Below are 24,674 nucleotides of genomic sequence, written 5' to 3'. Positions count from 1 at the left end.
ACGCGTGGTACTTCCTCCGGGTGCCCGCGGGGACGGCTTCACAGGTCGGTGCGCAGCTCGGACGCCTGGAGGAGGTGCGTCTCGTCGCGAACACCGTCGGGGAGTACAACGTGATCATGGCCGTGTGGCTGCGGACCCTCCAGGACGTCGGACGCATGGAGGCCGTCATCGAACAGCGGCTGCCGAGCGTCAGCATCGCCGACCGGTCGGTAGTGCTGCGCACGACCAAGCACCTCGGACACATGCTGCAGCCGGACGGGCGGGCGTCAGGCGAGGTCGTGCCGCTCCTGATCTGAGCGGGAGAGCTGTCTCGTCTCGACGCTTCGCTCCTCGCTTCGCACCTCGCCCAACGACCGCCTCGCTCACCGACCGGATGCCGCGATCCCCCGCAGCAGCACACTCACCGTCGCCTCGACCCGCTGATCGCCCAGCGGCCGACCGAGCAGCGTGGCATAGCTCGCCATCGCGACGAACTGGTCCGCGATCGCGGCGGCATCGACATCCGCCCGCACGTCGCCGGCCTCGATCGCCAGCGCCATCCGTGCCGCGACCCACTCGCGGATCGGCGAGGCGAGCTTCTCGTTCAGCGCGAGCCCGAGCTCGGGGTCGGATGCCGTGACCACGATGAGCGCCCGCGCGACCGCGACGCCGTCGGCATCCGCCAGCGACGTGCTCATCGCCGAGAACCACGCGCGCAGGTCGGCGGCGAGGTCGGGCGTGAACGGCACCGTCACGTCGGCCGCCGGGAACCCGCCCTCGAGCAGCGCCTCACCGAGGATCGCGGCCTTCGACGGCCACCACCGGTAGATCGTCTGCTTCGAGACGCCCGCGGCATCCGCCAGTCCCTCGATCGTCACGGCCTCGTAGCCGTGGTCGCTCAGCGCGGCACGCATCGCATCGAGCACCGACTGGCGGGCTTTCTCACTGCGAGGACGAGGCACCATCCGAGCGTACTCAGGCGTACACTGAATTATAAGTAGACGCACCGTTGCGAAATAGGTGCGTTGCGAGACTCGAACAAGGAGAACGAGCATGGCCCTCACCGCACACTCCACCATCGGCGAATGGATGAACGACCCGTCCGGCGGCCCGCTCATCCGCGCACTGTTCGAGAAGACCGGCTCCGACCCCTCGCTGCTCACCCCCGTGCTGGGACTGCCGCTGCAGCAGCTCGTCGCGATGAGCCAGGGCGCCATGCCGCAGTCCGTGGTCGACGACCTCGTGCGCGCGGCCAACGGCGGCGAGATCCCCGCCGACGACGAGTCCACCGGATGGACCGAGAAGCCCACGTCGGCGCGCTTCGCCGGCAAGACCGTGATCGTCACCGGCGCGGCATCCGGCATCGGCAAGGCCACGGCATCCCGCATCGCCCGCGAAGGCGGCCGCGTGATCGCCAGCGACATCGCCGCCGAGAAGCTCGACGCGCTCAAGGCGGAACTGCCGGATGCCGACATCGTCACGGTCGCCGGCGACCTCACGAAGCAGGACGCGATCGACGCCGTGCTCGCCGCCGCGGGCGACCGCATCGACGCCCTCGCGAACGTCGCGGGCATCAACGACGACTTCTCCCCGGCGGGCGAGACGACGGATGCCGTGTGGGACCGCGTCATCGCGATCAACCTCACCGCGCCGTTCAAGCTCATGCGCGCGGTGCTCCCGGTGATGGAGGCCGCCGGTCGCGGAGCCATCCTCAACGTCTCGAGCGAAGCGGGACTGCGCGGCAACGCCTCGGGCAACGCCTACACGGCCAGCAAGCACGGCATCATCGGCGTCACGAAGTCGGCGGCGTTCATGTACGGGCCGAAGGGCATCCGCGTGAACTCGGTCGCTCCCGGCGGCGTGGCCACCGGCATCCCGATGCCCCCGAACATGTCGGAGTACGGCTCGGGGCGCCTCGCTCCGTTCCAGCAGGCCATCCCGACCGTCGCGACGGCCGAGCACCTCGCCGCGTCGATCACGTTCCTGCTGTCGGACGACGCCGTGAACATCAACGGCGCCGTGCTGACTTCGGATGGTGGATGGTCGGTCCAGTAGGCCGGCCTGCCGCGATGCTGGATCCCGCGACTCAGGCCGGCCGGCGGGTCAGCGTGATCTTGACGGATGCCTCGGCGCTCGCCTCCGCGATGAAGAGCAGCTGCCCCTTCGCGCTCAGGGTGAGGCCGACCTCGATCTCGGACACGCCCCAGCCGGCCGCATCGTCGTCGATGCCGTCGCCGATCTCGGTGAGCTTCTGGATCGTCTCCTGCCAGTTCGCCTTGATCGCGTCGACGCTCGCATCGACGACGCGGCCACCGCGGCGGCTGGGACCGGACAGCGAGTACTCGTTGAAGGGCCTCCCTGCGCGGTACTCCGTCGATGGCACCGCCGGCTCGGGTGCGAGAATCTGAACGGTCCAGTCGTCTTCCGCTTCGCTCATCGTCTTCTCCTCTTTCGAGAGACGTCAGCACGACCGCTGACCCGCCTCGGCTCGGGTTCACGCTATCCGCTCGAGGCGGTCCGCTGAAGGCCCGAGCGCGAGGCGCCGCGTGTTGTCAGCCGCGACCTCGGCGCGCGGCATCCCCATCGCCGCCAGCGCCTCCTCCAACACGGGCCGCGGCGTCGCGAACACGATGCGTACGTAATCGGCATACTCGCGGCCCAGCAGCCGCCCTTCGGTCAGGACGACGCCGGCCAGCTCGCGGAAGAACTCCGCGGGCGGGCCGGGGATGCCGAGAGCGGCGGTGCCGATCCAGCCGATGTATGTCGCCTCGGGAATGCGGTAGACGGCACCCGGCAGGTGCTGCTCCACGAGCCCAGCCAGCAACCTCCGAGACCCGTCCAGGTACGCGATCACATCGTCGAGCCATGGCTTGCCCTCGCGGTATGCCGCGGTCGACGCGACGACCCCGAGCGTCGAGGCCCCGTGCTGGACGGCGAACCCGAACCGCTTGTACAGCTGCTGATCGGCATCGTTCGACGTGATCAGCTGCGCGGTCTTCAGCCCGGGGATGTTCCACGCCTTCGACGCGCTCGTGCCGGTGACGGTGTGCGCGGCGGTCGCCTCGGAGATCGAGGCATACGGGATGAACGGACGGCCGTCGAACCGCAGCGGCGCATGGATCTCGTCGGCGAACACACGGCCGCCGTGACGCTCCACGACCGCGGCGATCGCCTCGAGCTCCTCGCGTCCCGCGATCGTGCCGGTCGGGTTGTGCGGGTTGCAGAGCACCAGCGTCCGCGCCCCCGCGGCGAAGGCCTCGTCGATCGCCTGCAGGTCATGCTGCCAGCGCCCGTCGACCTCGATGCCCGGAACCTCGATGACCGGATGCCCGATCCCCGGCAGATATGTCAGGAACGGCATGTACGCCGGAGTCGGCACGATCACCGGCGATCCCTCGGGCACATACTCCCGCATGGCGACGCCGAGAGCGGCCATCACATCCGACACCGGATGCACCCGCTCCGGGTCGACGGCCCACCCGTACTCGTTCTGCATCCAGTCGGCCGTCGCCTCGCCGAGCTCCGCGGCGACCGGCGGCGAAAGATACCCGAGATTCTCGTCCACGACGGCCCGCTGCAGCGCCTCGGCGATCGGCGGCGCGACGCCGAAGTCCATCTCCGCGACCCACGCCCCGATATGCCCGGGATGCAGACTCCACTTACGGCTGTGCGGGCGATCGAGGTGTACGCGCGAGCGGGCGTCGAACGGATGCGGAGCGTGCGGGTCGGTCACAGCGGATGCCGATCAGGCGCGGTGGCCGCAACAGGAACGGCGGGCGGAAAAGTCGAACACGGGAACTCCTTCGGGGGAAGTCTCCAATCTAGAACGCCTCGCCCGCCCGGCATATCGCGTGTCCATCCGTGACGCGGTGGCCCGGCATCCGCCCCTGGCCGCTGTCGCCCCTCGTGCCTAGACTCGTGCGCATGCTGACCATCGGTTCGATCGTCATCCGCGTCACCGACTTGCCGGCGCAGGCCGCGTTCTGGAAGGCCGCCCTCGATCTCGTCGAGAGGGACCCCGCAGAGCCGGACTGGGTCGTGCTCCGCCCGCGCGAAGGCGACGGCACCTGCATCTCGCTCGATGCCGCGCACTCCGAGCGGGTGCTCCCGCCGCGCATCCACCTCGATCTCTACGCCGAGGATGAACCCGCCGAAGTGCGCCGCCTGACCGGGCTCGGCGCGCGCGAGGTGCACTGGGACAAGCGACCGGCCGACGCCGACTACGTGATCATGGAAGACCCCGAGGGCAACCGCTTCTGCGTCGTCGACGCCGCCCGCTGATAGGCCCACCGGTCACAGCGGCCCGAGAACCCTGCCGGGGTCGGCATCCCACTCCAGCGTCTCGAGAACGGTCAGCAGCTGCCGTTCCTCGAAACGGAAGTGGCTCTCCATGATCGCCGCGATGCCCTCGAGGTGCCGCGACAACTCGTCAGGCGAGGCGGATGCATCCACCGCCGTCTGCAGGCCGCCGATCAGGTGCCCGATCATCGAGTGATCCTGCTCGAGCGTGCGCAGCGTCTCCCGCAGTTCCGGATGCTCCGCGGCGATCGCGGGGAACAGCTCCCGGTCCTCCCCCTCGTGGTGCCCGGTCAGCGCCGCGCAGAAGCCGTGGCAGAACAGCAGCAGATCGCGAGTCGCCGATCCGCCCGGTGGTTCGCCGGATGCCAGCGCCTCCCGCGTGATGGACAGTGCTGTGCGCAGCCGCCCGTGGACGCTGCGCAGCTCCTTGCCCCAGGCGAGGAGCCTGGTCTTCTCGCCCTCAGTCACGTGAGGGCGAAGGGGTCGACGTGTTCATCGTCGTGCTCCTTCGGATCCCACGCCTCCATGTCTGACACAGCCTGCCACCGACACGCGACGCTCCCGAGAAAATAGCACGGCTCTCGGGTGGACCGGGGGCGACGTTTCGCGGAGGTGCTGACGAATCACGGAGTCATCCACGGGAAACTCTCCGCGAATCGTCACCGGCTCCGCGAATCGTCACCGCGTCGGCGCAGCATCCGCCCTGTCCCGCGCGACGCTCACCCGCACGACCGTCCCGACGACGGCGATGACCAGCGCCACGATCACCGGCAACCATCCGACGGCCAGCATCATCGGGAACACCTGCACCGACGCCCGCATCATCTCGGGGATGTCGCCGTCGAGCACCCGCATGCCGAGTCCGTACTGCAACGCCCCGAACAGCGCCGGCAGCACCCACAGCATCAGCAGCGACACGACCCAGACGACGATCCGCCACAGCGGTCGCACCCCGCACCAGATCAGCGCGCCGCCGACGACCGCAGCCGGCAGCCAGCGCCCCACGTCGGACAGGACGGCGGATGCGAAGGCCTCACCGGTGACCGCGACGAACCAGCGGGTGAACCAGGTTCCGAACGGCACAGCGGCGAGCGCGACACCGAACGCCGCGATCCCGACGGAGCGACGTGACGTCATCCAGAATCCGACCTGCGCCAGGAGGACTGCGGCGATCGTGCCGCCGAGCATCCCGGCGAAGTAGACGACCGTGCGGCTGTCACCGCCCCCGAGCTCGAGGCCCCCGGCCAGCACGGCGAAGCTCTGCACGGCCGCGATGAGGTGAACGAGCAGGACCCCGACGGATGCCGGCCACGCCGCGACCGCGCGCCGCCGAGCGAGCACGTGCACCGCGACTCCGGCGAACACCCCGCCGATCAGCACGAGAACGAACAGCAGCATCGCCGAGTACTGACTCAGCGGCAGCAGGACGAACGGCATGTCCGCCGGCATCGTCTCGGTCGCCCACAGGTTCTGCAGCGGGAGGATGCCGCCACCGACGAACCACGGCAGGAGGCCCAGGATGCCGCCGCCCACGCCGATCGCGAAGGATGGCCCTCGACCTGCGCCGGTGCGGTGATCGTCACTCATTCGCGGCGGCCGTGTCGCTCCGCGGCGACAGCCTGTCGGTGCGTGGTCAGCGCCGCACGCACTGCCGTGTAGATGACGAACCACAGGATCAGTGCAGCGATCAGGGCGATCGCGACGTAGATGAGGATGAAGGTCAGGACGCCGTAGGAGAACATGCGCCCAGGCTACTCAGGAGACGCGGAGCGGGACCGAGGTCCAGCATTACATATACTTTTTTATGACCAGACAATATAAATAGACTTATTCGTGTTTCCGTCCTACACTCGGTCACGTCGCCCAACGCAGGGCGGCAGAACTTCGACCGAGGAGCATCGTGGCTCACACCCATTCGGCCTTCATCCGATCCGTCGTGGAGCGCGTCCGCGAGCGCGCCGACGAGGCGACCACCGCCATGTTCGAGCGCTGCTTCGAGAACACCCTCGGCACGACGCTCCGGACGATGCCCGACGGCACGCTCTTCATGCTCACCGGCGACATCCCCGCGATGTGGCTGCGCGACTCGACCGCCCAGCTCGGCCCGTATCTGCACTTCGCGGCCGAGGACCAGACGATCAGCGACATGATCGCCGCGGTCTCCCGCCGACAGATCGAGTACGTGCTGCTCGACCCCTACGCCAACGCCTTCAACGCCGAGGCGAACGGCGCCGGACACCAGAGCGACCTCACCGAGCAGTCGCCCTGGGTGTGGGAGCGCAAGTACGAGGTCGACTCGCTCTGCTATCCGATCCAGCTCGCCCACGACCTCTGGACCATCACCGGACGCACCGACCATCTCGGCGACTCCTTCGCCCGCGCGGCCAGAACGATCATCGCTCTCTGGCGCACCGAACAGCACCACGAAGAGCGCTCGACGTATCGGTTCCAGCGGCTCGACGGCCCCTCGACCGACACTCTCGTGCGCGATGGACGCGGCAGCGAGACCGTACCGACCGGACTCACCTGGTCGGCCTTCCGCCCCAGCGACGACGCCTGCGAGCACGGCTACAACGTGCCCGGCAACATGTTCGCCGCGGTCGAGCTGCAGCACATCGAGACGATCGCCCGCGACGTGCTCGGCGACGACGACCTCGCGGCGAGCGCACGCGGACTCCGCGCCGATATCCAGCGCGGCATCGACGAGCACGCGATCGTCGCCGCCCCCTCCGAAGAGGACGTCTACGCCTACGAGATCGACGGGCGCGGCGGCATCCTGCTTCTCGACGACGCGAACGTACCCAGCCTTCTCTCCCTGCCGATGTTCGGGTGGTGCGGCGCCGACGACCCGCTGTACCTCGCGACGCGCCGCTTCATCCTCAGCACCGCGAATCCCACCTGGGTCGAGGGCGAGCTCCCCTCAGGCACCGACTCCAGCGGGCTGGGCAGCCCGCATACGCCCGCCGGCCATGTCTGGCCGATCGGGCTCTGCATCGAGGCGCTCACCACCGACGACCCCGCCGAGAAGGACCGCATCCGCCGCCTTCTGCTCGAGACGGATGCCGGAACCGGCCTCATGCACGAGTCGTTCCTCGTGACGGATCCCACAACCTTCACCCGCGAATGGTTCTCGTGGGCGAACGCGATGTTCTGCGAACTCGTGCTCGACATCACCGGGCTCCGCACCCTCACTCGCGTGCCCCTGACCGAAGTGCGTCCGGCATGAGCGCCCCGACGCTCGAGCGCCCGGCATCCGACATCGAGCCGCCCGCCGCGGGAAAGCCGCGCCGCACACGGAGGTCACGCAACCCCTCGGCCCGGCAGATGACCTGGAACGCCTGGCTGTTCCTGCTCGTGCCCGGCGTGCTGTTCGTCGTCTTCATGGCCCTGCCGATCGTCATGGCCCTCGTGATCAGCTTCACGGACTACGCGATCGTCGGCGACTTCGAGTGGCTCGGGCTCGAGAACTACTTCGAGATCGCGGTCGACCCGTTCTTCTGGATCGCCCTGCGCAACACCGCGTACTACACGATCCTCTACGTGCCCGCGGGGCTCATCGTCGCCCTCGGCGCGGCCCTGCTGCTGAACCGCCGCCACCGCGCGGTGCGGATCTTCCGGACACTCTTCTACATCCCCGTCGTCGCCTCCACCGTCGCGACCGCCACCATCTGGTTCTGGATGCTGAACCCCCAGAACGGCCTCCTCAACGTGGTGCTCGGCTGGTTCGGCATCGACGGACCCGCCTGGCTCTACGAGTCGCAGTGGGCGATGATCGCGATCGTCATGATGAGCGTCTGGGCCGGGTTCGGCGCCAACATGATCATCTTCCTCGGCGGCCTGCAGGGTGTGCCGAACGACCTCTACGAAGCCGCCCGCCTCGACGGCGCGAACGCGTGGCAGCAGTTCCGCTACGTGACCCTGCCGTCGCTCACCCGCACGACGTTCCTCGTGTCGACGCTGCTCATCATCGGCGCCTTCCAGGTGTTCGACCAGGCCTACGTGCTGACCAAGGGCGGCCCGGGCAACTCGACCGTCACGATGGTCTACTACATCTACAACAAGGGCTTCGGCGCCCTCGAGATGGGGTACGCGTCGGCCCTCTCGTTCGTGCTGTTCCTCATCATCCTCGTGTTCTCCCTGCTCAATGCGCGGCTCACGAACAGGAGGAACGTCTGATGACCAACACCCTCAACGGCGGTCGGGCTGTCGAGACCGCCCTCGCGGCATCCGCTCCTCTCGCCCCGCTGCCCACCCAGCGCAAGAAGACCACCCGGCAGAAGGTCGGCACGACCGCCTGGTACATCGGCGTGGTGCTCATCAGCATCATCACCGTCGCGCCTCTCGTGTGGACCATCTCGACCTCGCTGAAGCCGGCGAGCGAGATCCTCTCCGGAGCGCTCAACCTCATCCCCGCGAACCCGACGATCGAGAACTACCTGCAGGTGTTCGGCGAGGTGCCGTTCGGTCGGTACTTCGTGAACTCGCTCGTGCTCGGCATCGGCGGCGCGGCGACGAACATCTTCTTCGGCGCCCTGGGCGGGTACGCCCTCGCGAAGCTGCGGTTCAAGGGCCGGGCGGCGGTGTTCGCCGTGTTCCTGTCGTCGCTCATGATCCCCGGCATCATCACGATGATCCCCTCGTTCCTCATTCTGCGGTCGATCCCCTTCGCGGGCGGCAACGACGTCTTCGGACAGGGCGGACTCGGCCTCATCAACACGTACTGGGCCGTCATCATCCCCGGAGCTGCCGGCGCCTTCGCCGTCTTCTTCATGAAGCAGTTCTTCGAGACGCTGCCCGACGAGCTCGGCGAGGCCGCACGCATCGACGGCGCGAGCGAGTTCCGCATCTTCGCGATCATCTACTTCCCGCTCGCGAAGGCCGGACTCGCCGTGCTCGGCATCATCAGCTTCCAAGCCGGATGGAACAACTTCCTCTGGCCGCTGATCGTGCTCAACAGCCAGGACATGATGACCGTCCAGGTCGGGCTCGCCTCGTTCGTCAACAACTACGAGACCGCGTACGGACCCCTCATGGCGGGGACTGTGATCGCGAGCCTGCCCGTGCTGCTCGTCTTCCTCTTCGCCCAGCGATACATCATCGAGGGCGTCGCGCACGTCGGCTCGAAATGACACTTCCCCCTTCACCCCGCACACCATCACCAAGGAGAGTTCGATGAAGAAACACCTGCGAGTACTGAGCGTCGTCGCCACCGCGGCGCTCGCCGTGACCGTGGCCGGCTGCGCGTCCGGCGGCTCCGGCGGCGAGGCATCCGGAGACGGACCCGAACCCGTCGTCATGTGGGGTTCCTGGTCGGGAGACCAGGTCGACCAGCTCGAGGAGCAGGCCGCCCGCTTCAACGAATCCCAGGACGAGTACGAGGTCTCGTACGTGCCGCAGGAACTCGTCGAGGAGAAGCTGCTCACCGCCCTCGCCGGCGGCCAGGTTCCCGACGTCGTGCTGTGGGACAGGTACCAGACCGCCCTCTACGCGCCGAAGGGCGCACTCGCGCCGATCGACGAGTTCGTCGAGAAGGACGACGTCGACACGAGCATGTTCTACGAGCCGGCCCTCGGCGAGATGACAGTCGACGACACCCTCTACGGCCTGCCGCTCCTGGTCGACAACCGCTCGCTGCTCTACAACAAGACCCTGCTGGCGGATGCCGGTGTCGAGCCACCCACGAACTGGGACGAGCTGAAGACCGCGGCCGAGGCCCTCGCGGTGTCCGACGGCGGCAAGCTCACCCAGGCCGGCATGGACCTGAGCGATCCCGGACTCTTCAACATGTACCTGGCCCAGGCCGGCGGGCAGCTGCTCAACGACGACCAGACCAAGACCGCGTACAACAGCTCCGAGGGCATCGAGGTGCTCGAGTTCTGGAAGAGTCTGCTCGACGCCGACGTCTACGAGCAGGGCTTCGGCGACACCGGAGACTCGTTCGCCGAGAGCAAGACGGCGATGAAGCTCGACGGACCGTGGGCCCTCTCGACACTCGACAAGGTCGACGGCCTCGAGTACGGCGTCGTGCCGCCGCCCGCCGGGCCGGACGGCGACACCGGCGCGTACATGGGCGGCTTCGGGCTCGTCATCCCCGAGGGCGCGAAGAACGCTGAAGGCGCATGGGAGTTCATGAAGTGGTGGACGACCGAGGCCGAGAACGGCGTCGCTTTCGGTGAGATCGCCGGGTGGATCCCCGCGAACATCGAGGCCGCGAACGACCCGTACTTCACCGAGAACGAGCACTACTCCGCCTTCATCGAGACGATGAACTACGCGCAGGCCCGCCCGAACGTGAAGGGCTACTCCGACGTCGACGGCAAAGCCCTCGTCCCGGCGCTCGAGCGTTTCCTGTCCGGCGAGATCTCGGCCGAGCAGGCGCTCAAGGAAGCGCAGGAGCAGGGCGACCAGATCCTCGAGCAGAACCGCTGACCCGGCCTACCCCCTCCTTCGAATCGCGCAACTGGTCGCTATTGACGGCCCGAACCGACCAGTTGCGCGATTCGAACGCCACCACAGAAAAAGGAATCATGACCAGCACGACCGCTGAGACCTGGTCGGCCCGCGCCGACATCGCGCAGCAGAGCCTCGACCACTTCTTCCGGGTGGGCGGCTCGCAGTACCTCGCGAACAGCCACCCGCACGACCGCGGCAACACCGAGGTGTTCAACTACTGGTGGCTCGCCCACGTGATCGACGCCCGCATCGATGCCTGGAAGCGCTCCGGCGATCCGGCCTGGCGCTCGCTGGCGATCGTCGCCCGCGACAACATCGTCGAGCGCAACGGCGGACAGCTCTTCAACGACTACTTCGACGACATGCTGTGGTTCGCCCTCGCACTCGAGCGTGTGCATGAGGCGACCGGCGAGCAGCGGTACCTCGACGAGGCGATCGCGATCTGGGACCACGTCATCGCCGAGGGGTGGAACGACACCCTCGGGTGGAGCCTCGCCTGGCGCAAGCAGCAGCTCGTGTACAAGAACACTCCGGCGAACGGTCCGCTCGTGATCCTCGCTGTGCGGCTGAGCCGGCGCGACGACTCGCGCGACTACCTCGGGTACGCGCGCACGGCCTTCGATTGGCTGACGGCCACCCTCGTCGGCGCCGACGGTTTCGTCGAGGACGGCGTCAACCGCGAGGGCGACGGCCGGGTCGACACGCAGTGGCGGTTCACCTACAACCAGGGTCTGTACGTGGGGGCCGCCGTCGAGCTGTTCGGGGCGACCGGCGACCGTGCGTTCCTGGAGCGGGCCGTGCAGACGGCGTCCACCGCCGTGCGGGAGCTGAGCGACGGCACGGTGTTCCCCGATGAGGGCGACGGCGGCGACGAAGGACTCTTCAAGGGCGTGTACTACCGGTATCTCGGCGAGTTGCTCGCGGTGCTCGCGGCGGAGGGCTCGTTCGGGGAGGAGCGCGCCGAACTCGAGCGGTTCCTGCGCACAGGGACGGATGCCCTGTGGGCGAACGGTCTCGTCGGCGGACGGCTGCGCCCCGGGAACGACTGGTCGAAGGGTCCGGTCGAGTGGATCCCGTATTCGACCATGGTCAGTGCGATCTTCGCCGTCGAGCAGCGGGCCCGTCTCGAAGCGAGGGATGCCGGGGCCGAGGCCGGCGCGACGATGGGGGAGCGCGTCGCGGGCTGAGTCTCGGCACGGATCCGCCCGTGGGCTTCGGCTTGCGGGCGGATTTGTGTGCCCGCGGCATCCGCGGGGGTGACGTTTCTCGGAGGTCCTGACGTTTCTCGGATGAATCCCCGGAGAACTCTCCGAGAAACGTCGCGGTGTCCGAGATTCGTCGGCCGGGATCAGGCCCGCGGCGCCGCCGACGAGGCACCCACCACGAGCTCGGTCGGAAGCACGACCTTCTCGATCGCATGCGCCGCGCCGATCTGCCGCCGCACCGACTCGATGGCCTTGGCGCCCAGCTCGTGCTGCTCCTGACGGATGTGGGTGTACCGGAACATGCGGGTGTCGAAGAACGCGTCGGGGTGGTCGAAGCACACGATCGAGACGTCGGCGGGCACGTCGAGCCCGAGCCGGTCGCACGCCTCGCGCAGCATCAGGGCGATGTTGTACTCGGCGGCGACGTATCCCGTGATGTCGGGATGCTGCTCCACGAACTCGACCAGCCGGGCGATGTCGTCTTCGGCGGTCTCGGAGCTTCCGGGCACGGTCGAGCCGATGGTGCGCAGCTCGGCGCGGTTCTCCAGCGGCAGATGATTCATGGCGTGTGCGTGGATGTAGCCGCTGCGCCGGTCGTCGCTCGACGACACGTGACTGGTCGAGCTCACGAACCCGATCGTCTGGTGCCCGAGTTCCAGCAGGTGCTCGGTCGCGGCGCGGCCGCCGGCGGCGTTGTCGGAGCAGACGGCCGACACCGGGATGCCGTCGAAGATCCGGTCGAGGATCACGACGGGGAACTTCTTCGCGACCAGCTCGAGCGCCGCCGGAGGGATGTACTCCGACGAGCTGGGCAGCAGGATGAGGCCGTCGACACCGGCATCCACCAGCGCGCGGATGCAGGCGTCCTCGTCGGCGAGGTCGCCGCCCGACCGTTTGATGATGACGTGCGTGTCCGCACCCGTCGCCGCGAGGATGCCCTCGATGATCTTGTTGCCGAAGGTGTCGTCGAAGCTGGTCAGCACGCAGCCGATCAGGGTGGAGTCGCGCGCGGGCTCGGCGGTCACGCGCACCGTGGCCGTGGTCGGGGTGGCGCTCGTGACGACCGTGCCGATGCGCGGCCGGCGCATGATCATGCCGTCGGAGCGCAGCAGCTCGAGCGCCCGCTTCACCGTGATCGGGCTGACCTCGAACTGCTTCGAGAGCTCGGCCTCCGACGGCAGCTTCTCGCCGACGGCGTAGGTGCCCTGAGTGATCGCCTCGCGCAGCGCTTCGTAGACCCGCTTGTAGAGCACGCCCGTCCCCTCGCCGTGAATAGTTATATTAAATCTACAGGGGTGGAGTCACGACGACAAAGCTCCGTGCCCCTGCATCCGCCCCACCGCCTCTCGCACCATCGCCGCGTTCGTCGAGGCTGGCATCCCGTCGGGCAGGGTCAGCACGTCTTCGAGGCCGATCCGCGTGTCGTGGCCGAGCTCGACCGCGAGGTCGAAGGCCGGCCAGGCCGACCCCTCCTCGCCGTGCAGCAGGATCGGCATGTCCGGCTCCTCGAGCAGCACGTGCGCGATGAGGCCCTCGGCGTGGTCACGCACGACCTCGGCCGCCTCGTCGGGCAGCTCGACCAGCACGCGCAGGCAATCGCCCCGCACCGGTGACGCCCGCCACACCTCCAGGCCCCCGGCATCCCAGATCCCCGCTTCGACGCCGATGCCGCGGCTGTGCAGCAGCGCGGCGACCGCATCGGCCCCGGCCTCGTGCCAGTTGACCGAGGCGAAGTCCGGAAGCTCCGTCCATGCCTCGATCGCCGCGAGACGCCGCTCGACGTCGGGCTCCGCCCAGGCGGCGGTCGTCACCCCCACCGGCACGTCGGGGCACGCCGCGCGCACCGCACGCAGCCATCGCGCGACATCGCCGCCGTCGACGCTGTCCTTGCCCGCGGCATCCTTCGGGTGCACATGGATCGCCTGCGCTCCCGCCGCGACAGACCGCGCCGCGTCTTCCGCGATGACGGCGGGATCGGCGACCAGCCACGGATGCTCCGCGATGTCTCTCGCGCCATTGACGCACACCTGCAACACGCTCGACCCGCGATCCGTCAGCTGCCCGAACCCGATTCCGACCGTCGGCTCCCGGCCTCGAGCACGTCACCGGCGGGAAGCTCCTGGTGGCCGCCGAACTGCAGCCTCATGGCCGACAGCACCTGGTTCGCGAAGTGGTCCTCGCCGCGCGACGCGAAGCGTTCGAAGAGGGATGCCGCGAGCACGGGCACCGGAACGCCGACGTCGACCGCCGCCTTGACCGTCCAGCGGCCTTCGCCCGAGTCGGAGACGCGACCGGCCAGGCCGTCGAGTTTCGGGTTCTCGTTGAGCGCCGCGGCGGTGAGGTCGAGCAGCCACGACGAGACCACGGACCCGCGGCGCCACAGCTCGGTGACCTTCGCGGTGTCGATCGGGAACTGGTAGAACTCCGGCTCTTCGAGGGGCGCGATCTCGGCGGAGTGCTCCGCCTCGCGGATGCCGGCATCCGCATTGTCGAGCAGGTTGAGGCCCTCGGCGAGCGCCGCCATGATGCCGTACTCGATGCCGTTGTGCACCATCTTCACGAAGTGACCGGCGCCCGACGGGCCGCAGTGCAGGAAGCCCAGCTCCTCGGGCGCGAAGTCGCCGGTGCGACCCGGGGTGCGCTCGATCTCGCCGGCGCCGGGAGCGATCGTGCGGAAGATCGGCTCGAGGCGCTGCACCGCGGCATCCGGCCCGCCGACCATGAGGCAGTACCCGCGCTCGAGCCCGAAGACGCCGCCGCTCGTGCCGACGTCGAGGTAGTCGATGCCCTTCTCGCGGAACGCCGCCGCGCGGCGCACGTCGTCGCGGTAGTTCGAGTTTCCGCCGTCGATCAGCGCGTCACCGGATTCGAGAGCCGCGGCGACCTCGTCGGCGACCTGCCCGGTGAGCGATGCGGGCACCATCATCCAGACGGCGCGCGGCACCTCGAGCTTCGACACCAGATCGGGGATGCTGTCCGCACCGGTCGCCCCCTCGGCGACCAGTGCCTGCACGGCCTCCGCGTTCACGTCATAGACCACGCACTCGTGGCCCGCGCGCATCAACCGGCGAACGATGTTCGCACCCATTCGTCCGAGTCCGACCATCGCCAGTTGCATTGCATTCCCTCCGGAAGTGTTCGCGACGATGCGCGTGATGCGCGCACCTGGGGCCGATGCTACGCCCCCGAGGTGTCATGATCCTCGCGGGTACAGATCGCGGGGGTGCGGATCCTCTCCGGGGGCGTCGGCGGACGGCCCCTCCTCCGATCGCACCGAGTGCTGCACCTGGCGTGCGACGGCCGCCTCTCGGCCCACTTTCGCGGCCTCGGCCTCGGCTGCGAAGCCGTCGCCCAGCGTCTGCGACTCCCCCTCGATGCGGTTGAACCAGATGCCGTCGCGGTGGAACGTCTCGATGTCGCCTGCAGCCATGCGGTGATCCCTTCTGTCTGCACCTTTTCTAGGCCAGGCCGGCGAGGAGGAGGAGGCCCTTGACACGTCGCAGCGTCGGCATCGCCGGGTCCCAGAGACACCTCCGATATTCTGCGGCGCGCTGGTAACGTTCCCTTGGATCACAGGCAGGACTGCGGCAGCATCAGGGCGGAGGCAGGGCATGGGCGAACGCACACGCCGCCCCACCGTCAAAGAGGTCGCGCTGCGCGCCGGCGTCAGCCCCATGACCGTGTCGCGCACCCTGTCGGGCGGCCTCAACGTCAAGCCGGATGTGCAGCAGCGGGTGCTCGAAGCCGTGGCCGAGCTCGGGTACCACCGGAACGAGAATGCGCGCAGCATCCGTCCAGGTCACAGCAGCGGACTCATCGGCGTCGCGATCACCAACATCGCGAACCCGTACTACAGCACCTTCGCACTCGGCGTCGAAGAAGAGGCCGCGCTCACCGGCCGCCGCATCCTGCTGGGCAACACGTCGGAGGACGTCACGCGCGAGACCGATCTCGTCGGCGACTTCCTCGGCCGCCGCGTCGACGGTCTCATCGTGGTGCCGGCCGGCACGGCATCCGCCCATCTGGCAAGTTCGCAGAGTCAGGGCGTGCCCGTGGTGCTCGCCTCGCGCCGCATCGACGGGCTCGAGGCCGACAGCGTGGTGCTCGCCGACATCGACGGCGCCTTCCGCGGCACGACCGCCCTCATCGACAGCGGCCACACCCGCATCGGCTACCTCGGCAACACGCTCTCGATCTTCACCGGAGCGCGGCGCTACGCCGGATATGTGCAGGCGCTCGAGGAACGCGGCCTGCCGGTCGATGAGCGCCTCGTCTCGGCGAATCAGCAGACAGTCGACCAGGCCCGCGAGGCCACACGCGCACTGCTGCGCATCGAGGAGCCGCCTACCGCGATCTTCTGCGCCAACAACCGCAACGCGATCGGCGCGCTCAAGGAGATCAGCCACCAGATCGGCACCGGCTCGCGCGCGGCCGCGGAGTTCCCCGAGCTGATGAGCTTCGACGACTTCGAACTCGCCGAGCTCTCGCCCGTGCCGATCAGCGTGATCGATCACGACCCGCGCGAGCTCGGCCGCACGGCCGCGCGACTGCTGCTCGACCGGCTCGACGGCGGCGAGCGCGACGCCCCGGTGCGCGAGATCGAGCTGCCGGTCGCGCTGCGCGGCGTGCGCTGACCCTCCGACCTGCTCCTACGACCTGCCGACCCGGCCCCTTGCGGCCGAACCGGCCCTCTGTGTGCGTCCAGAGCGGGCCGGGTCGCACGGAAAGGGGCCGCTCGCGTGATCGTGAGACGGGTGTTGACACTTCCCCAATCTCGTTGATAACGTTACCAACATTCGCCGAGGAGGACGTCAATGGAGCTGTGCATCGATTTCGGGGGCACCGAGATCAAGCTCGCCGTCATCGACGATGCGCGCGTTCTCTCCTCGGGCAGCATCCCCGTGCAGGGCGGCGCGGCCGACCTCGCCGACGCGGCCGCCGCAGCGCGCCAGCTCCTCGCCGGAACCGGAAGGAGAGCGGAAGCCGTCGGCATCGCGGTCCCCGGAGTCGTCGGCCCCGACACCGGGCGGATGCTGCACGCCAACGCCAAATACGACTTCCTGCGGGACTTCGACCTGAACGCCTGGTCGGTCCGCGAGTTCGAACTCCCCGCCGTCGTCGAGAACGACGCCCGCGCCGCCCTCGTCGGCGAGACCTCGATCGGAAGCGCCGCCGGCGAGCGCGACGCTGTGCTCGTCACCCTCGGCACCGGCATCGGCACGGCCGCCATGATCGACGGCATCCCGCTGCGGGGGCGCACCGGTCATGCCGGCATCCTCGGCGGGCACGTGACGGTCGACCTCGACGGACCGGTCTGCCCGTGCGGCAACGTCGGATGCGGCGAGGCCCTCGCGAGCGGCCGCACCCTCCGCGACGCCGGCGACGTCACGATGAGCGACGTGTTCGCCACCGACGCGCACGCCGACATCCGCGACAGCTTCCTGCATGTGTGGGGCGCTGTCGTCACCACGCTCGTGCACTCGTACGACCCGACGGTCGTGATCCTCTCCGGCGGCATCCTGCGCGCGGGAGCCGCTGTCCGCGAGCCGATCGAGTCGTACGTCACCGCACACCTGTGGCCGTCGATGACGGCGCCCCGCTTCGTCGTCCCGCCCGAGCCCGAGCTCTCCGTCGCACGCGGCTTGAGCGTCCTGGCCCGCGCCACCCCGCCTCACGCCACGCACTCCCAGGAGGATCAGTGACCACCCCGATCAGCGACATGCACGAAGGGCACACCACCCGGGGTCGCTACGACACGCAGCCCACGATCTCCCTGCCCGAGGGTGAGCGGATCCTCCGCGGCGCCGCGGGCTGGCTCGAAGCGGCCGAGGTCGCCGAGGTGCGCGCCCGGGCGACCGGCACCGCACCGGTGCTGATCGTCGACACGTATCCGGGCGTCGACGTCCCCGCGCTCACCGCTCTCGTGCGCGACGCCCTCCCGGAATGGACCCTCGTCGACGTCGAGACCGCCGCCCGCCCCGAGGCCGAGGTCGAACAGCTGATCGCCCCGAATCTCACCGACGACCGCGTCTTCGGTGTGATGAGCCACTTCGCCCTCGCGGACTTCTACGACGCCGAGAAGCTCGACGCCCTCGCCCGCGCGATCACGACCGCGCCGACCGTCGTCATCGGCTGGGGCGCCGCTCTGCTCGAACCGCTGCTCGACGGGCCTGCGGCATCCGTGCTCGTCGACATGGCGCGCTGGGAGATCCAGCTGCGCCAGCGCAAGGGCGCGACCAACTGGCGCGCCGCCAACCCCGACGAGGACAACCTCCGCAAGTACAAGCGGGGCTTCTTCGTCGAGTGGCGCGTCGCCGACCGCTACAAGCGCGGCCTCTTCGCGACCCTCGACTTCGTGCTCGACGGCAACGCGATCGCGCCCGCCGAGACCCACCCCGACTCTCCGGATGCCGGCATGATCTCGGGCACCGCGTTCCGGCAGACGCTGAAGGATGCCGCGACCCGGCCGCTGCGCGTCGTGCCGTTCTTCGACCCTGGAGTCTGGGGCGGGCAGTGGATGAAGAACCTCATCGGGCTCGACCCGTCGAAGGACAACTACGCCTGGTGCTTCGACTGCGTGCCCGAGGAGAACTCGCTCCTGCTCGAGGGCGAGGGCGGGGTCATCGAGATCCCCGCGCTCGACCTCGTCTTCAGCCGCCCGGTCGACCTGCTCGGCGCGAAGACCTACGCGCGGTTCGGGGCGGAGTTCCCGATCCGCTTCGACTTCCTCGACACGATGGACGGCGGCAACCTCAGCCTGCAGGTGCACCCGCTGACCGACTACATCCAGAACACGTTCGGCATGCACTACACGCAGGACGAGAGCTACTACATGCTCGACGCCGGCGACGACGCGGTCGTGTACCTCGGCACCAAGGAGGGCATCGATCGCACCGCGATGCTGCGCGATCTGGCCACGGCGCAGGACGGCGACCACCCGTTCCCCGCCGACACCTATGTCAACGCGTTCCCCGCGAAGAAGCACGACCACTTCGCGATCCCCGCCGGGACCGTGCACTGCTCGGGCGCGAACTCGATGGTGCTCGAGATCTCGGCGACGCCGTTCATCTTCACCTTCAAGCTCTGGGACTGGGGCCGCGTCGGCCTCGACGGCATCCCGCGTCCGGTGCACCTCGACCACGGCACCCGCAACATCCAGTGGGACCGCGACACCGCCTGGGTCACCGAGAACCTCGTCGGCCAGGTCGAGACCATCCGCACCGACGACGACGTGACCGAGGAGAGCACGGGGCTGCACGAGCTCGAGTTCATCGAGGTGCGCCGCCACTGGTTCACGCAGGGCGCCGACCACGACACCGACGGCACGGTCAACGTGCTCAACCTCGTCGAGGGCGACGAGGTGCGCGTGATCAGCCCGACCGGCGTCTTCGAGCCCTTCGTCATCCACTACGCCGAGACGTTCATCGTGCCGGCCGCCGTGGGCGCGTACCGGATCGAGCGCACCGAGCACTCGCGGAGCGCCCGCTTCGCGACCGTCAAGGCGTACGTGCGCGGCTCGCGCACGAGCGACAACTGAACAGCACACAGCACACCGAACGAACGAAGGAGTTCTGCATGAACGCGCGACGCAAGATCGCCGCCGGGTTGGCCGGCCTGATCATCGGCGGGCTCGCCCTGGCCGGCTGCTCAGGAGGCGGAGGGGATGCCGGCTCCGGCGAGGTCACCGGCACCCTCGACTTCTACACCGACAAGGCGGCCTGGAAGCCGGACTTCGAGTCGCTCAACGGCACGAGCGGCGAGGCGGCCGACATCACGCTGAAGACGACCGGCTACTCGGACGCCAACCAGTACGACGCCTTCATCAAGCAGTCGTTCCGCACGGCCAAATCCCCCGGCCTCTTCACCTGGCACACCGGCGAATCGCTGAAGGAGCTCGTCGACGAGGGCCTGGTCGCCGAGACCACCGACATCTGGAAGAAGGCCGTCGACGAGGGCTGGGTGAGCGAGGACCTGCGCGACAGCTACACGTACGACGACAAGCAGTACTGCGTGCCGATGAACATCGCCTACTGGATCATGTTCTACAACAAGGCCGCGTTCGCGGTCAACGGCATCGAGGTGCCGACCACCTGGGATGAGCTGAACACCGCGGCCGAGACGCTCAAGAGCGCCGGAGTCACGCCGTACTACCAGACCAGCGTGCTCTTCACGTTCCAGTGGTTCGAGCACCTCGTCGCCTCGACCGACCCCGACCTGTACGAAGGCCTCACCACCGGCGAGGTCAAGTACACCGACCCCGAGATCGTCGACATCATGAACGTCTGGCGCGACGAGCACGAGGACGGCTGGTTCAGCGACGCGGGCAGCACCACCGACCCCGCGGTCGGCCTGAAGCAGGGCGACTACGCGATGATCAACTTCGGCACCTTCTTCGCGGGCAACCTCGCCGGCGCCGGGATGACCACCGACGACTACGGCATGTTCGCGATCCCGGCGGTGAACAGCGACCTCGCGACCACCCCGGTGGCCGTCGAATCAGGTCCGCTCTGCACCGCCGAGAACTCGAAGCAGCGCGACCTCGGCCTCGCCTACGCCGAATGGTGGATGTCGCCCGACGCGCAGACCGCCTGGAACGACGCGCACGGCGACGTCGCGTTCAACCCGAAGGCGAAGGTGTCCGACCCGGCGCTGGCCGAGATCGGCGAGCAGATCGCCGGCGACGGCTACTCGCTCTACGACCGGTTCTTCGAGGCCATGCCGACCGAGATCGTGACCACGGCGATCGAGCAGTTCGGCGCCTTCAACGCCAACCCCGGCGACCCGATGCCGTACCTCGAGAAGATCCAGGCCACGGCTGACAAGTACTGGGCAGAGCAGGAGTAGTCACGCCGATGGCGCACCAGAAGACGCCGTACCAGTGGTCCGCCCGGGGCTTCATCGCCCCGGGCGTGTTCCTGGTCGCGATCCTGCTCTACCTGCCCCTGCTGTGGACGGTGTTCCTCAGCTTCACGGACTACAACGGTCTGGGCAGCCCCGACTGGATCGGCTTCGACAACTACGTCGAGATGTTCACCGACGGCGACTTCGTCGGGTCCGCCCTGAACACGGTGCTGTGGGTGGTCGGCACGCTGATCATCCCGGTCGGCATCGGTCTCACGATCGCGCTCCTGACCTGGAACCTCCGCGGCGGCATCTGGCTGCGCCTTCCCTTCCTGATCCCCTACGCGCTCTCCGGCATCGGCGTGGGCGTGGTGTGGTCGTTCATCCTGTCGTCGGGCGGAGCACTCGACCAGGCGCTCGCGGCGTTCGGCATCACGGATCCGCCGCGGTGGCTGCTGGATGCTCCCCTCAACACGATCGTCATGATCATCGCCTCGTCGTGGCAGGGCGTCGGCGTGAACGCGCTGCTGTTCACGATCGGTCTGCAGGCGATCCCGAAGGAGCCGCTCGAGGCCGCCCGGATCGATGGCGCCGGGGGCATCCGCCTCTTCACCAGCATCCTGTGGCCGATGCTGCGTCCGCTCACCGCGGTCGTCGTGGGCCTCTCGATCGTCGCGAGCCTGAAGACCTTCGACATCGTGTGGGGCATGACCAAGGGCGGGCCGGGCACGGTCTCGGAGACCCTCGCTCTGACGATGTACAAGGAGACCTTCGTGAACAGCGACTACGGTCTCGGCTCGGCGATCGCCGTGTTCCTCACCGTCATCACCCTCGTCGCCTCGGTGCTGTATCTGCGCCAGCAGCTCTCGCCCAAGAAGGAGATGTGAGCATGTCGAAAGCCATCAGGACGGCCGTCCTCGTCATCCTCGGGATCATCTGGCTGCTGCCCGCGTACCTCCTCGTCGTCAACGCGATGAAGGACCCGACGACGTTCACCTCGAAGGAGTCGTGGATCCCCACCGACTTCCACCTGTTCGAGAACTTCGCCGACGCGTTCGCCCTGTCGGGCCTCGGCAACAGCATCGTGAGCACCCTGATCTACTCGATCGTCTCGCCGATCATCGCCGTGCTCGTGGGTGCGGCTGCCGGCTTCGCGATCGTCGCCCTGCGGCTGAAGCGCGGATTCCTCTGGTTCGTCGTGATCTTCGGCGGCACGGTCTTCCCGCTGCAGATGGTGCTGCTGCCGCTGTTCGACGCCTACTCGCGCATCGGCCTGTTCGACACCCGCGTCGGCATGGTCATCATCTACACCGTGATCTCGATCCCCTTCTCGGCATTCGTGATGCGCAACTTCTTCACGGGCGTCGCGCACAACGTATTCGAGGCGGCCGTGCTCGACGGGGCGACGACGTGGCGGATCTTCACGCGGATGTACCTGCCGATGGCGTCGAGCGCGCTGGTCGCGATCTTCATCCTGCAGGCCACGTTCGTGTGGAACGACCTGCTGCTCGGCCTCACGCTCAGCCAGTCCGACGATATCCGTCCGATCATCACCACGCTGTCCGGCATGCAGAGCACGTATGGCGGGGCACAGATGTCGGTCGTGCTCGCGGCGGCCGTGCTCGTGTCGCTCCCCACGGTGATCCTGTTCCTCTGCACCCAGCGGTTCTTCGCCAAGGGCCTCGCGCTCGGGCAGTACTGACCCTCACGCCCCTCGGAAGGCATCATGCATCCCCTCATCCCCACCGTCGATGACCTCGCTGCCGATGCGGTGACCCACCACTTCGACGACATGATCGCGCCCTCGGGCCTGACGAACATGCTCGGCACCGTGCGGGTCGACCACGACCTCACGGCCCTGAGCGCCGTGCAGTTCCCGCCGGTGTCGCAGGGCCTCGCTCAGACGGCGGTGCTGTTCGTCGACGGGCGGCTGTTCGCGTCGTACGGCGTGCCGGTCACGCACGAGTGGCGGGCGGACCGGGTGGTGCGCCGGGCGACCGTCGGCGACCTGCAGATCGAGACGACCACCGTCTGCGTGCCCGGCCGGACAGCCGTGGCGATCGACATCGCCGTGCACAACTCCGGGCCGTCGGATCGCGAGGTGCGGCTGTCGCTCTCGGCGGCGGCGCGCGTCACCCGCTCGAAGGAGTCGTGGCTCGATGCCGAATCGCCCTCGGAGACCGACTCGGCGACGGTCGACGGCGAGCGCGTGCTCTTCTCGTCGACGGATGCCGCGGCCTGGAGCGTGCAGGGGATCATCGGGGGCTCCGCGGCGCTGAGCGGAGTGGCGGCGCTTCCCGAGGAGTTCGAGACCGGGATCGGCGGGAACGGGCGCGGAGGCGAGCTGAGCATCACTCTCGCGGTGCCGGCAGGCGAGACCGCGCGGACCGCGTACGTGCAGGCCGTCGGGATCTCGGCGGATGACGCCACCCGCACCTATGACCTCGTGACGGCCGACGTGCCGGGGGTCGTCACCGCGGCGGAGGAGTTCTGGAACCGTCAGCTGCGCGCCGCCTTCGATCCCGACGACGGCGAGTTCTCGGGATCGCTGCCGGTGCTCGACACGGCATCCGCACCGCTCCGCCGCCTGTACTGGTGGGCCGTTCTCGGCGTGATCTGGTTCCGCCGCGATTTCGCCGGCAACGTGCTCGGGCGCTCGTACGACACCCTCATGCCCAACTACTGGGGCACCACGACGTTCATCTGGGACTACAGCCTCAGCTCGGTCAGCCACGCCCTGCTCGACCCGGCCGAGATGCGGGGCCAAGTGCGGCACTGGATCTCGCTCGACATCCACTCGCACTTCGGCACCTCGTCGCTCACCGGCGGCCCGGTCGGTCGCTGGTACTCGGTCAACGACTACGCCATGACCCGGCTCGTGCACGACTACGTGCGCTTCACCGGCGACACGGCGTTCCTCGATGAGATCGTCGGCGATCACACGATCGCGGAGTCGGTGCGGCAGTGGGCGCTGGCGTGGAAGAAGCTGCGCCGCGACGCACCCCTCGCGGACTACGGCGAGATCGACAACCTGCTCGAATGCGTGAGCTCGTACACGCACGAGGTCGCGAGCCTGAACGCCGCGAACGTATGGAGCATGCGCACGGCCGCGTCGCTCGCCGAGCTGCAGGGCGACACCGCGACAGGGGCGTCGCTGCGCGCCGAGGCCGATGGGCTGCTGCCCGCGGTCATCGAGCGCTACCTTCCCGGGCAGGGGATCTTCGCCGCCGGGCAGCCCGACGGCACCCTGCTGCCGGTGCGGCACTGCTACGACTTCAGCGTCGTCGGCACGACGATCGCCGATGACCTCGCCCCCGGCATCCGGACGGAGATGGTCGACTTCTTCCAGCGCGAGCTGCAGACCGACAACTGGATGCGGGCGCTGTCGCCCTGGGATCCCGACGCCAGCTACAGCCCGCGGCCCGACCACCAGTGGAACGGCGCCTACCCGGCGTGGCCCGCGGATGCCGGACGCGCGCTGGCCGCCCTCGGTGCGCCCGAGGTGCTCACGACCTGGATCGAAGGTCTCTCGCGCACCGCGAACCAGGGACCGATGGGGCAGGCGCACTTCGTCGAAGAGGCCGTGCCCGGCATCAACGGCGGAGCACGCAAGGCTCCGCCGCAGCTGCCGTACATCATCGACTGGTCGTGCTCGTCGTCGGGAGCCTGGGTCGAGCTCGTGATCGAGGCGCTGTTCGGCGTGACCGTCACGGCCGACGGCGAGATCCGCGCGGCCGGGTGCGTCGCCGCGATCGACCCCCACGCCCGCCTGCACGGCCTGCGCGTCGGCGAGCGGATGTACGACATCGACGCGGCGGGAGGGGTCTCCCCGACCCCCGGTCGCTGACCGACCGCAAGGAGTGGAGGGCTTTCGAATCGCGCAACTGGTCGCTTTCG

The 24,674-nt window shown here is 68.6% G+C and carries 24 protein-coding genes and 1 pseudogene; 15 read left to right on the top strand and 10 right to left on the bottom strand.

Features of this window, described 5'->3' with window-relative positions; genetic code table 11:
* Positions 1-296: pseudogene (locus DW306_RS21175) on the top strand (Lrp/AsnC family transcriptional regulator); the annotation flags it as partial.
* Positions 297-362: 66 nt separating this feature from the next.
* Here the strand turns inward: DW306_RS21175 and DW306_RS03200 are convergent.
* Positions 363-941, bottom strand: a complete 579-nt coding sequence (locus tag DW306_RS03200) for a TetR/AcrR family transcriptional regulator (RefSeq protein ID WP_240747034.1) — start codon at positions 939-941, stop codon at positions 363-365.
* Between the two features lie 91 nt (positions 942-1,032).
* Between DW306_RS03200 and DW306_RS03195 the strand changes: the two genes are divergently transcribed.
* On the top strand, positions 1,033-2,034 hold the full coding sequence (locus DW306_RS03195) for an SDR family NAD(P)-dependent oxidoreductase (protein WP_136054204.1): 1,002 nt from the start codon (positions 1,033-1,035) through the stop codon (positions 2,032-2,034).
* 31 nt (positions 2,035-2,065) lie between these two features.
* Here DW306_RS03195 and DW306_RS03190 read toward each other — a convergent pair whose 3' ends face one another.
* Both DW306_RS03190 and DW306_RS03185 read right to left on the bottom strand, forming a co-directional pair.
* The gene (locus DW306_RS03190) at positions 2,066-2,416 is read right to left on the bottom strand and encodes a hypothetical protein (protein WP_136054203.1); all 351 of its coding nucleotides are present in this window, start codon (positions 2,414-2,416) and stop codon (positions 2,066-2,068) included.
* 57 nt (positions 2,417-2,473) lie between these two features.
* Positions 2,474-3,712, bottom strand: a complete 1,239-nt coding sequence (locus DW306_RS03185; RefSeq protein WP_136054202.1) for an aminotransferase class I/II-fold pyridoxal phosphate-dependent enzyme — start codon at positions 3,710-3,712, stop codon at positions 2,474-2,476.
* Positions 3,713-3,903: 191 nt separating this feature from the next.
* Here DW306_RS03185 and DW306_RS03180 point away from each other — a divergent pair, with 191 nt between their 5' ends.
* A complete protein-coding gene (locus tag DW306_RS03180; protein WP_136054201.1) occupies positions 3,904-4,260 on the top strand; it encodes a VOC family protein in 357 nt (118 codons plus the stop codon).
* 12 nt (positions 4,261-4,272) lie between these two features.
* Here the strand turns inward: DW306_RS03180 and DW306_RS03175 are convergent, their stop codons facing one another.
* The 3 genes from DW306_RS03175 to DW306_RS21170 form a co-directional block, all read right to left on the bottom strand.
* On the bottom strand, positions 4,273-4,746 hold the full coding sequence (locus DW306_RS03175) for a hemerythrin domain-containing protein (RefSeq protein ID WP_136054200.1): 474 nt from the start codon (positions 4,744-4,746) through the stop codon (positions 4,273-4,275).
* Between the two features lie 210 nt (positions 4,747-4,956).
* A complete protein-coding gene (locus DW306_RS03170) occupies positions 4,957-5,865 on the bottom strand; it encodes a hypothetical protein (protein WP_136054199.1) in 909 nt (302 codons plus the stop codon).
* Positions 5,862-6,020 (bottom strand): hypothetical protein, encoded by a 159-nt coding sequence (locus DW306_RS21170; protein ID WP_168429212.1) that lies wholly within the window; start codon positions 6,018-6,020, stop codon positions 5,862-5,864. The genes DW306_RS03170 and DW306_RS21170 overlap by 4 nt, the downstream gene beginning before the upstream one ends.
* Positions 6,021-6,178: 158 nt before the next feature.
* Between DW306_RS21170 and DW306_RS03165 the strand changes: the two genes are divergently transcribed.
* The 5 genes from DW306_RS03165 (at position 6,179) to DW306_RS03145 (ending at position 11,918) form a co-directional block, all read left to right on the top strand.
* Positions 6,179-7,504, top strand: coding sequence for a glycoside hydrolase family 125 protein (locus DW306_RS03165; protein ID WP_240747033.1), 1,326 nt, complete (start codon positions 6,179-6,181; stop codon positions 7,502-7,504).
* Entirely contained in the window at positions 7,501-8,454 is a 954-nt protein-coding gene (locus tag DW306_RS03160) for a sugar ABC transporter permease (protein ID WP_136054198.1), read from the top strand. The genes DW306_RS03165 and DW306_RS03160 overlap by 4 nt, the downstream gene beginning before the upstream one ends.
* Entirely contained in the window at positions 8,454-9,407 is a 954-nt protein-coding gene (locus DW306_RS03155; RefSeq protein WP_136054197.1) for a carbohydrate ABC transporter permease, read from the top strand. Before DW306_RS03160 ends, DW306_RS03155 begins: the two co-directional genes overlap by 1 nt.
* A gap of 43 nt (positions 9,408-9,450) precedes the next feature.
* The gene (locus DW306_RS03150) at positions 9,451-10,707 is read left to right on the top strand and encodes an ABC transporter substrate-binding protein (protein ID WP_136054196.1); all 1,257 of its coding nucleotides are present in this window, start codon (positions 9,451-9,453) and stop codon (positions 10,705-10,707) included.
* A 98-nt stretch (positions 10,708-10,805) separates the two neighbouring features.
* The gene (locus DW306_RS03145; protein ID WP_136054195.1) at positions 10,806-11,918 is read left to right on the top strand and encodes a glycoside hydrolase family 76 protein; all 1,113 of its coding nucleotides are present in this window, start codon (positions 10,806-10,808) and stop codon (positions 11,916-11,918) included.
* A gap of 161 nt (positions 11,919-12,079) precedes the next feature.
* On the opposite strand, the gene DW306_RS03140 is transcribed toward DW306_RS03145, so the two are convergent.
* The 4 genes from DW306_RS03140 to DW306_RS03125 all read right to left on the bottom strand — a co-directional run bounded on the left by DW306_RS03140 (position 12,080) and on the right by DW306_RS03125 (position 15,366).
* Positions 12,080-13,189: a GntR family transcriptional regulator gene (locus DW306_RS03140; RefSeq protein ID WP_136054194.1), complete on the bottom strand. Its 1,110-nt coding sequence runs from the start codon at positions 13,187-13,189 to the stop codon at positions 12,080-12,082.
* A 48-nt stretch (positions 13,190-13,237) separates the two neighbouring features.
* On the bottom strand, positions 13,238-13,963 hold the full coding sequence (locus DW306_RS03135) for a 3-keto-5-aminohexanoate cleavage protein (RefSeq protein WP_240747032.1): 726 nt from the start codon (positions 13,961-13,963) through the stop codon (positions 13,238-13,240).
* A gap of 26 nt (positions 13,964-13,989) precedes the next feature.
* Positions 13,990-15,054: a phosphogluconate dehydrogenase (NAD(+)-dependent, decarboxylating) gene (gene gnd / locus DW306_RS03130; RefSeq protein ID WP_136054192.1), complete on the bottom strand. Its 1,065-nt coding sequence runs from the start codon at positions 15,052-15,054 to the stop codon at positions 13,990-13,992.
* A 75-nt stretch (positions 15,055-15,129) separates the two neighbouring features.
* Positions 15,130-15,366, bottom strand: coding sequence for a hypothetical protein (locus DW306_RS03125; protein ID WP_136054191.1), 237 nt, complete (start codon positions 15,364-15,366; stop codon positions 15,130-15,132).
* Between the two features lie 181 nt (positions 15,367-15,547).
* On the opposite strand from DW306_RS03125, the gene DW306_RS03120 reads away from it, so the two are divergent.
* From DW306_RS03120 to DW306_RS03090, 7 genes are all read left to right on the top strand, one after another.
* The gene (locus tag DW306_RS03120; protein WP_136054190.1) at positions 15,548-16,570 is read left to right on the top strand and encodes a LacI family DNA-binding transcriptional regulator; all 1,023 of its coding nucleotides are present in this window, start codon (positions 15,548-15,550) and stop codon (positions 16,568-16,570) included.
* Positions 16,571-16,750: 180 nt separating this feature from the next.
* A complete protein-coding gene (locus tag DW306_RS03115; RefSeq protein ID WP_136054189.1) occupies positions 16,751-17,638 on the top strand; it encodes an ROK family protein in 888 nt (295 codons plus the stop codon).
* Entirely contained in the window at positions 17,635-19,473 is a 1,839-nt protein-coding gene (locus DW306_RS03110; protein ID WP_136054188.1) for a class I mannose-6-phosphate isomerase, read from the top strand. Before DW306_RS03115 ends, DW306_RS03110 begins: the two co-directional genes overlap by 4 nt.
* A gap of 38 nt (positions 19,474-19,511) precedes the next feature.
* Complete coding sequence (locus DW306_RS03105; protein WP_136054187.1) at positions 19,512-20,780, top strand: extracellular solute-binding protein; 1,269 nt, start codon at positions 19,512-19,514, stop codon at positions 20,778-20,780.
* An 8-nt stretch (positions 20,781-20,788) separates the two neighbouring features.
* Positions 20,789-21,664: a sugar ABC transporter permease gene (locus DW306_RS03100; protein WP_136054186.1), complete on the top strand. Its 876-nt coding sequence runs from the start codon at positions 20,789-20,791 to the stop codon at positions 21,662-21,664.
* A 2-nt stretch (positions 21,665-21,666) separates the two neighbouring features.
* On the top strand, positions 21,667-22,479 hold the full coding sequence (locus tag DW306_RS03095; RefSeq protein WP_136054185.1) for a carbohydrate ABC transporter permease: 813 nt from the start codon (positions 21,667-21,669) through the stop codon (positions 22,477-22,479).
* A gap of 24 nt (positions 22,480-22,503) precedes the next feature.
* A complete protein-coding gene (locus DW306_RS03090) occupies positions 22,504-24,624 on the top strand; it encodes a hypothetical protein (RefSeq protein WP_205814086.1) in 2,121 nt (706 codons plus the stop codon).
* Positions 24,625-24,674 lie beyond the last annotated feature (50 nt).

This window comes from Microbacterium sp. K24 (assembly GCF_004794465.1).
Taxonomy (GTDB): domain Bacteria; phylum Actinomycetota; class Actinomycetes; order Actinomycetales; family Microbacteriaceae; genus Microbacterium.
Note: the sequence above shows the minus strand (reverse complement) of the source record. Positions and strands in the feature narration are given on the sequence as shown.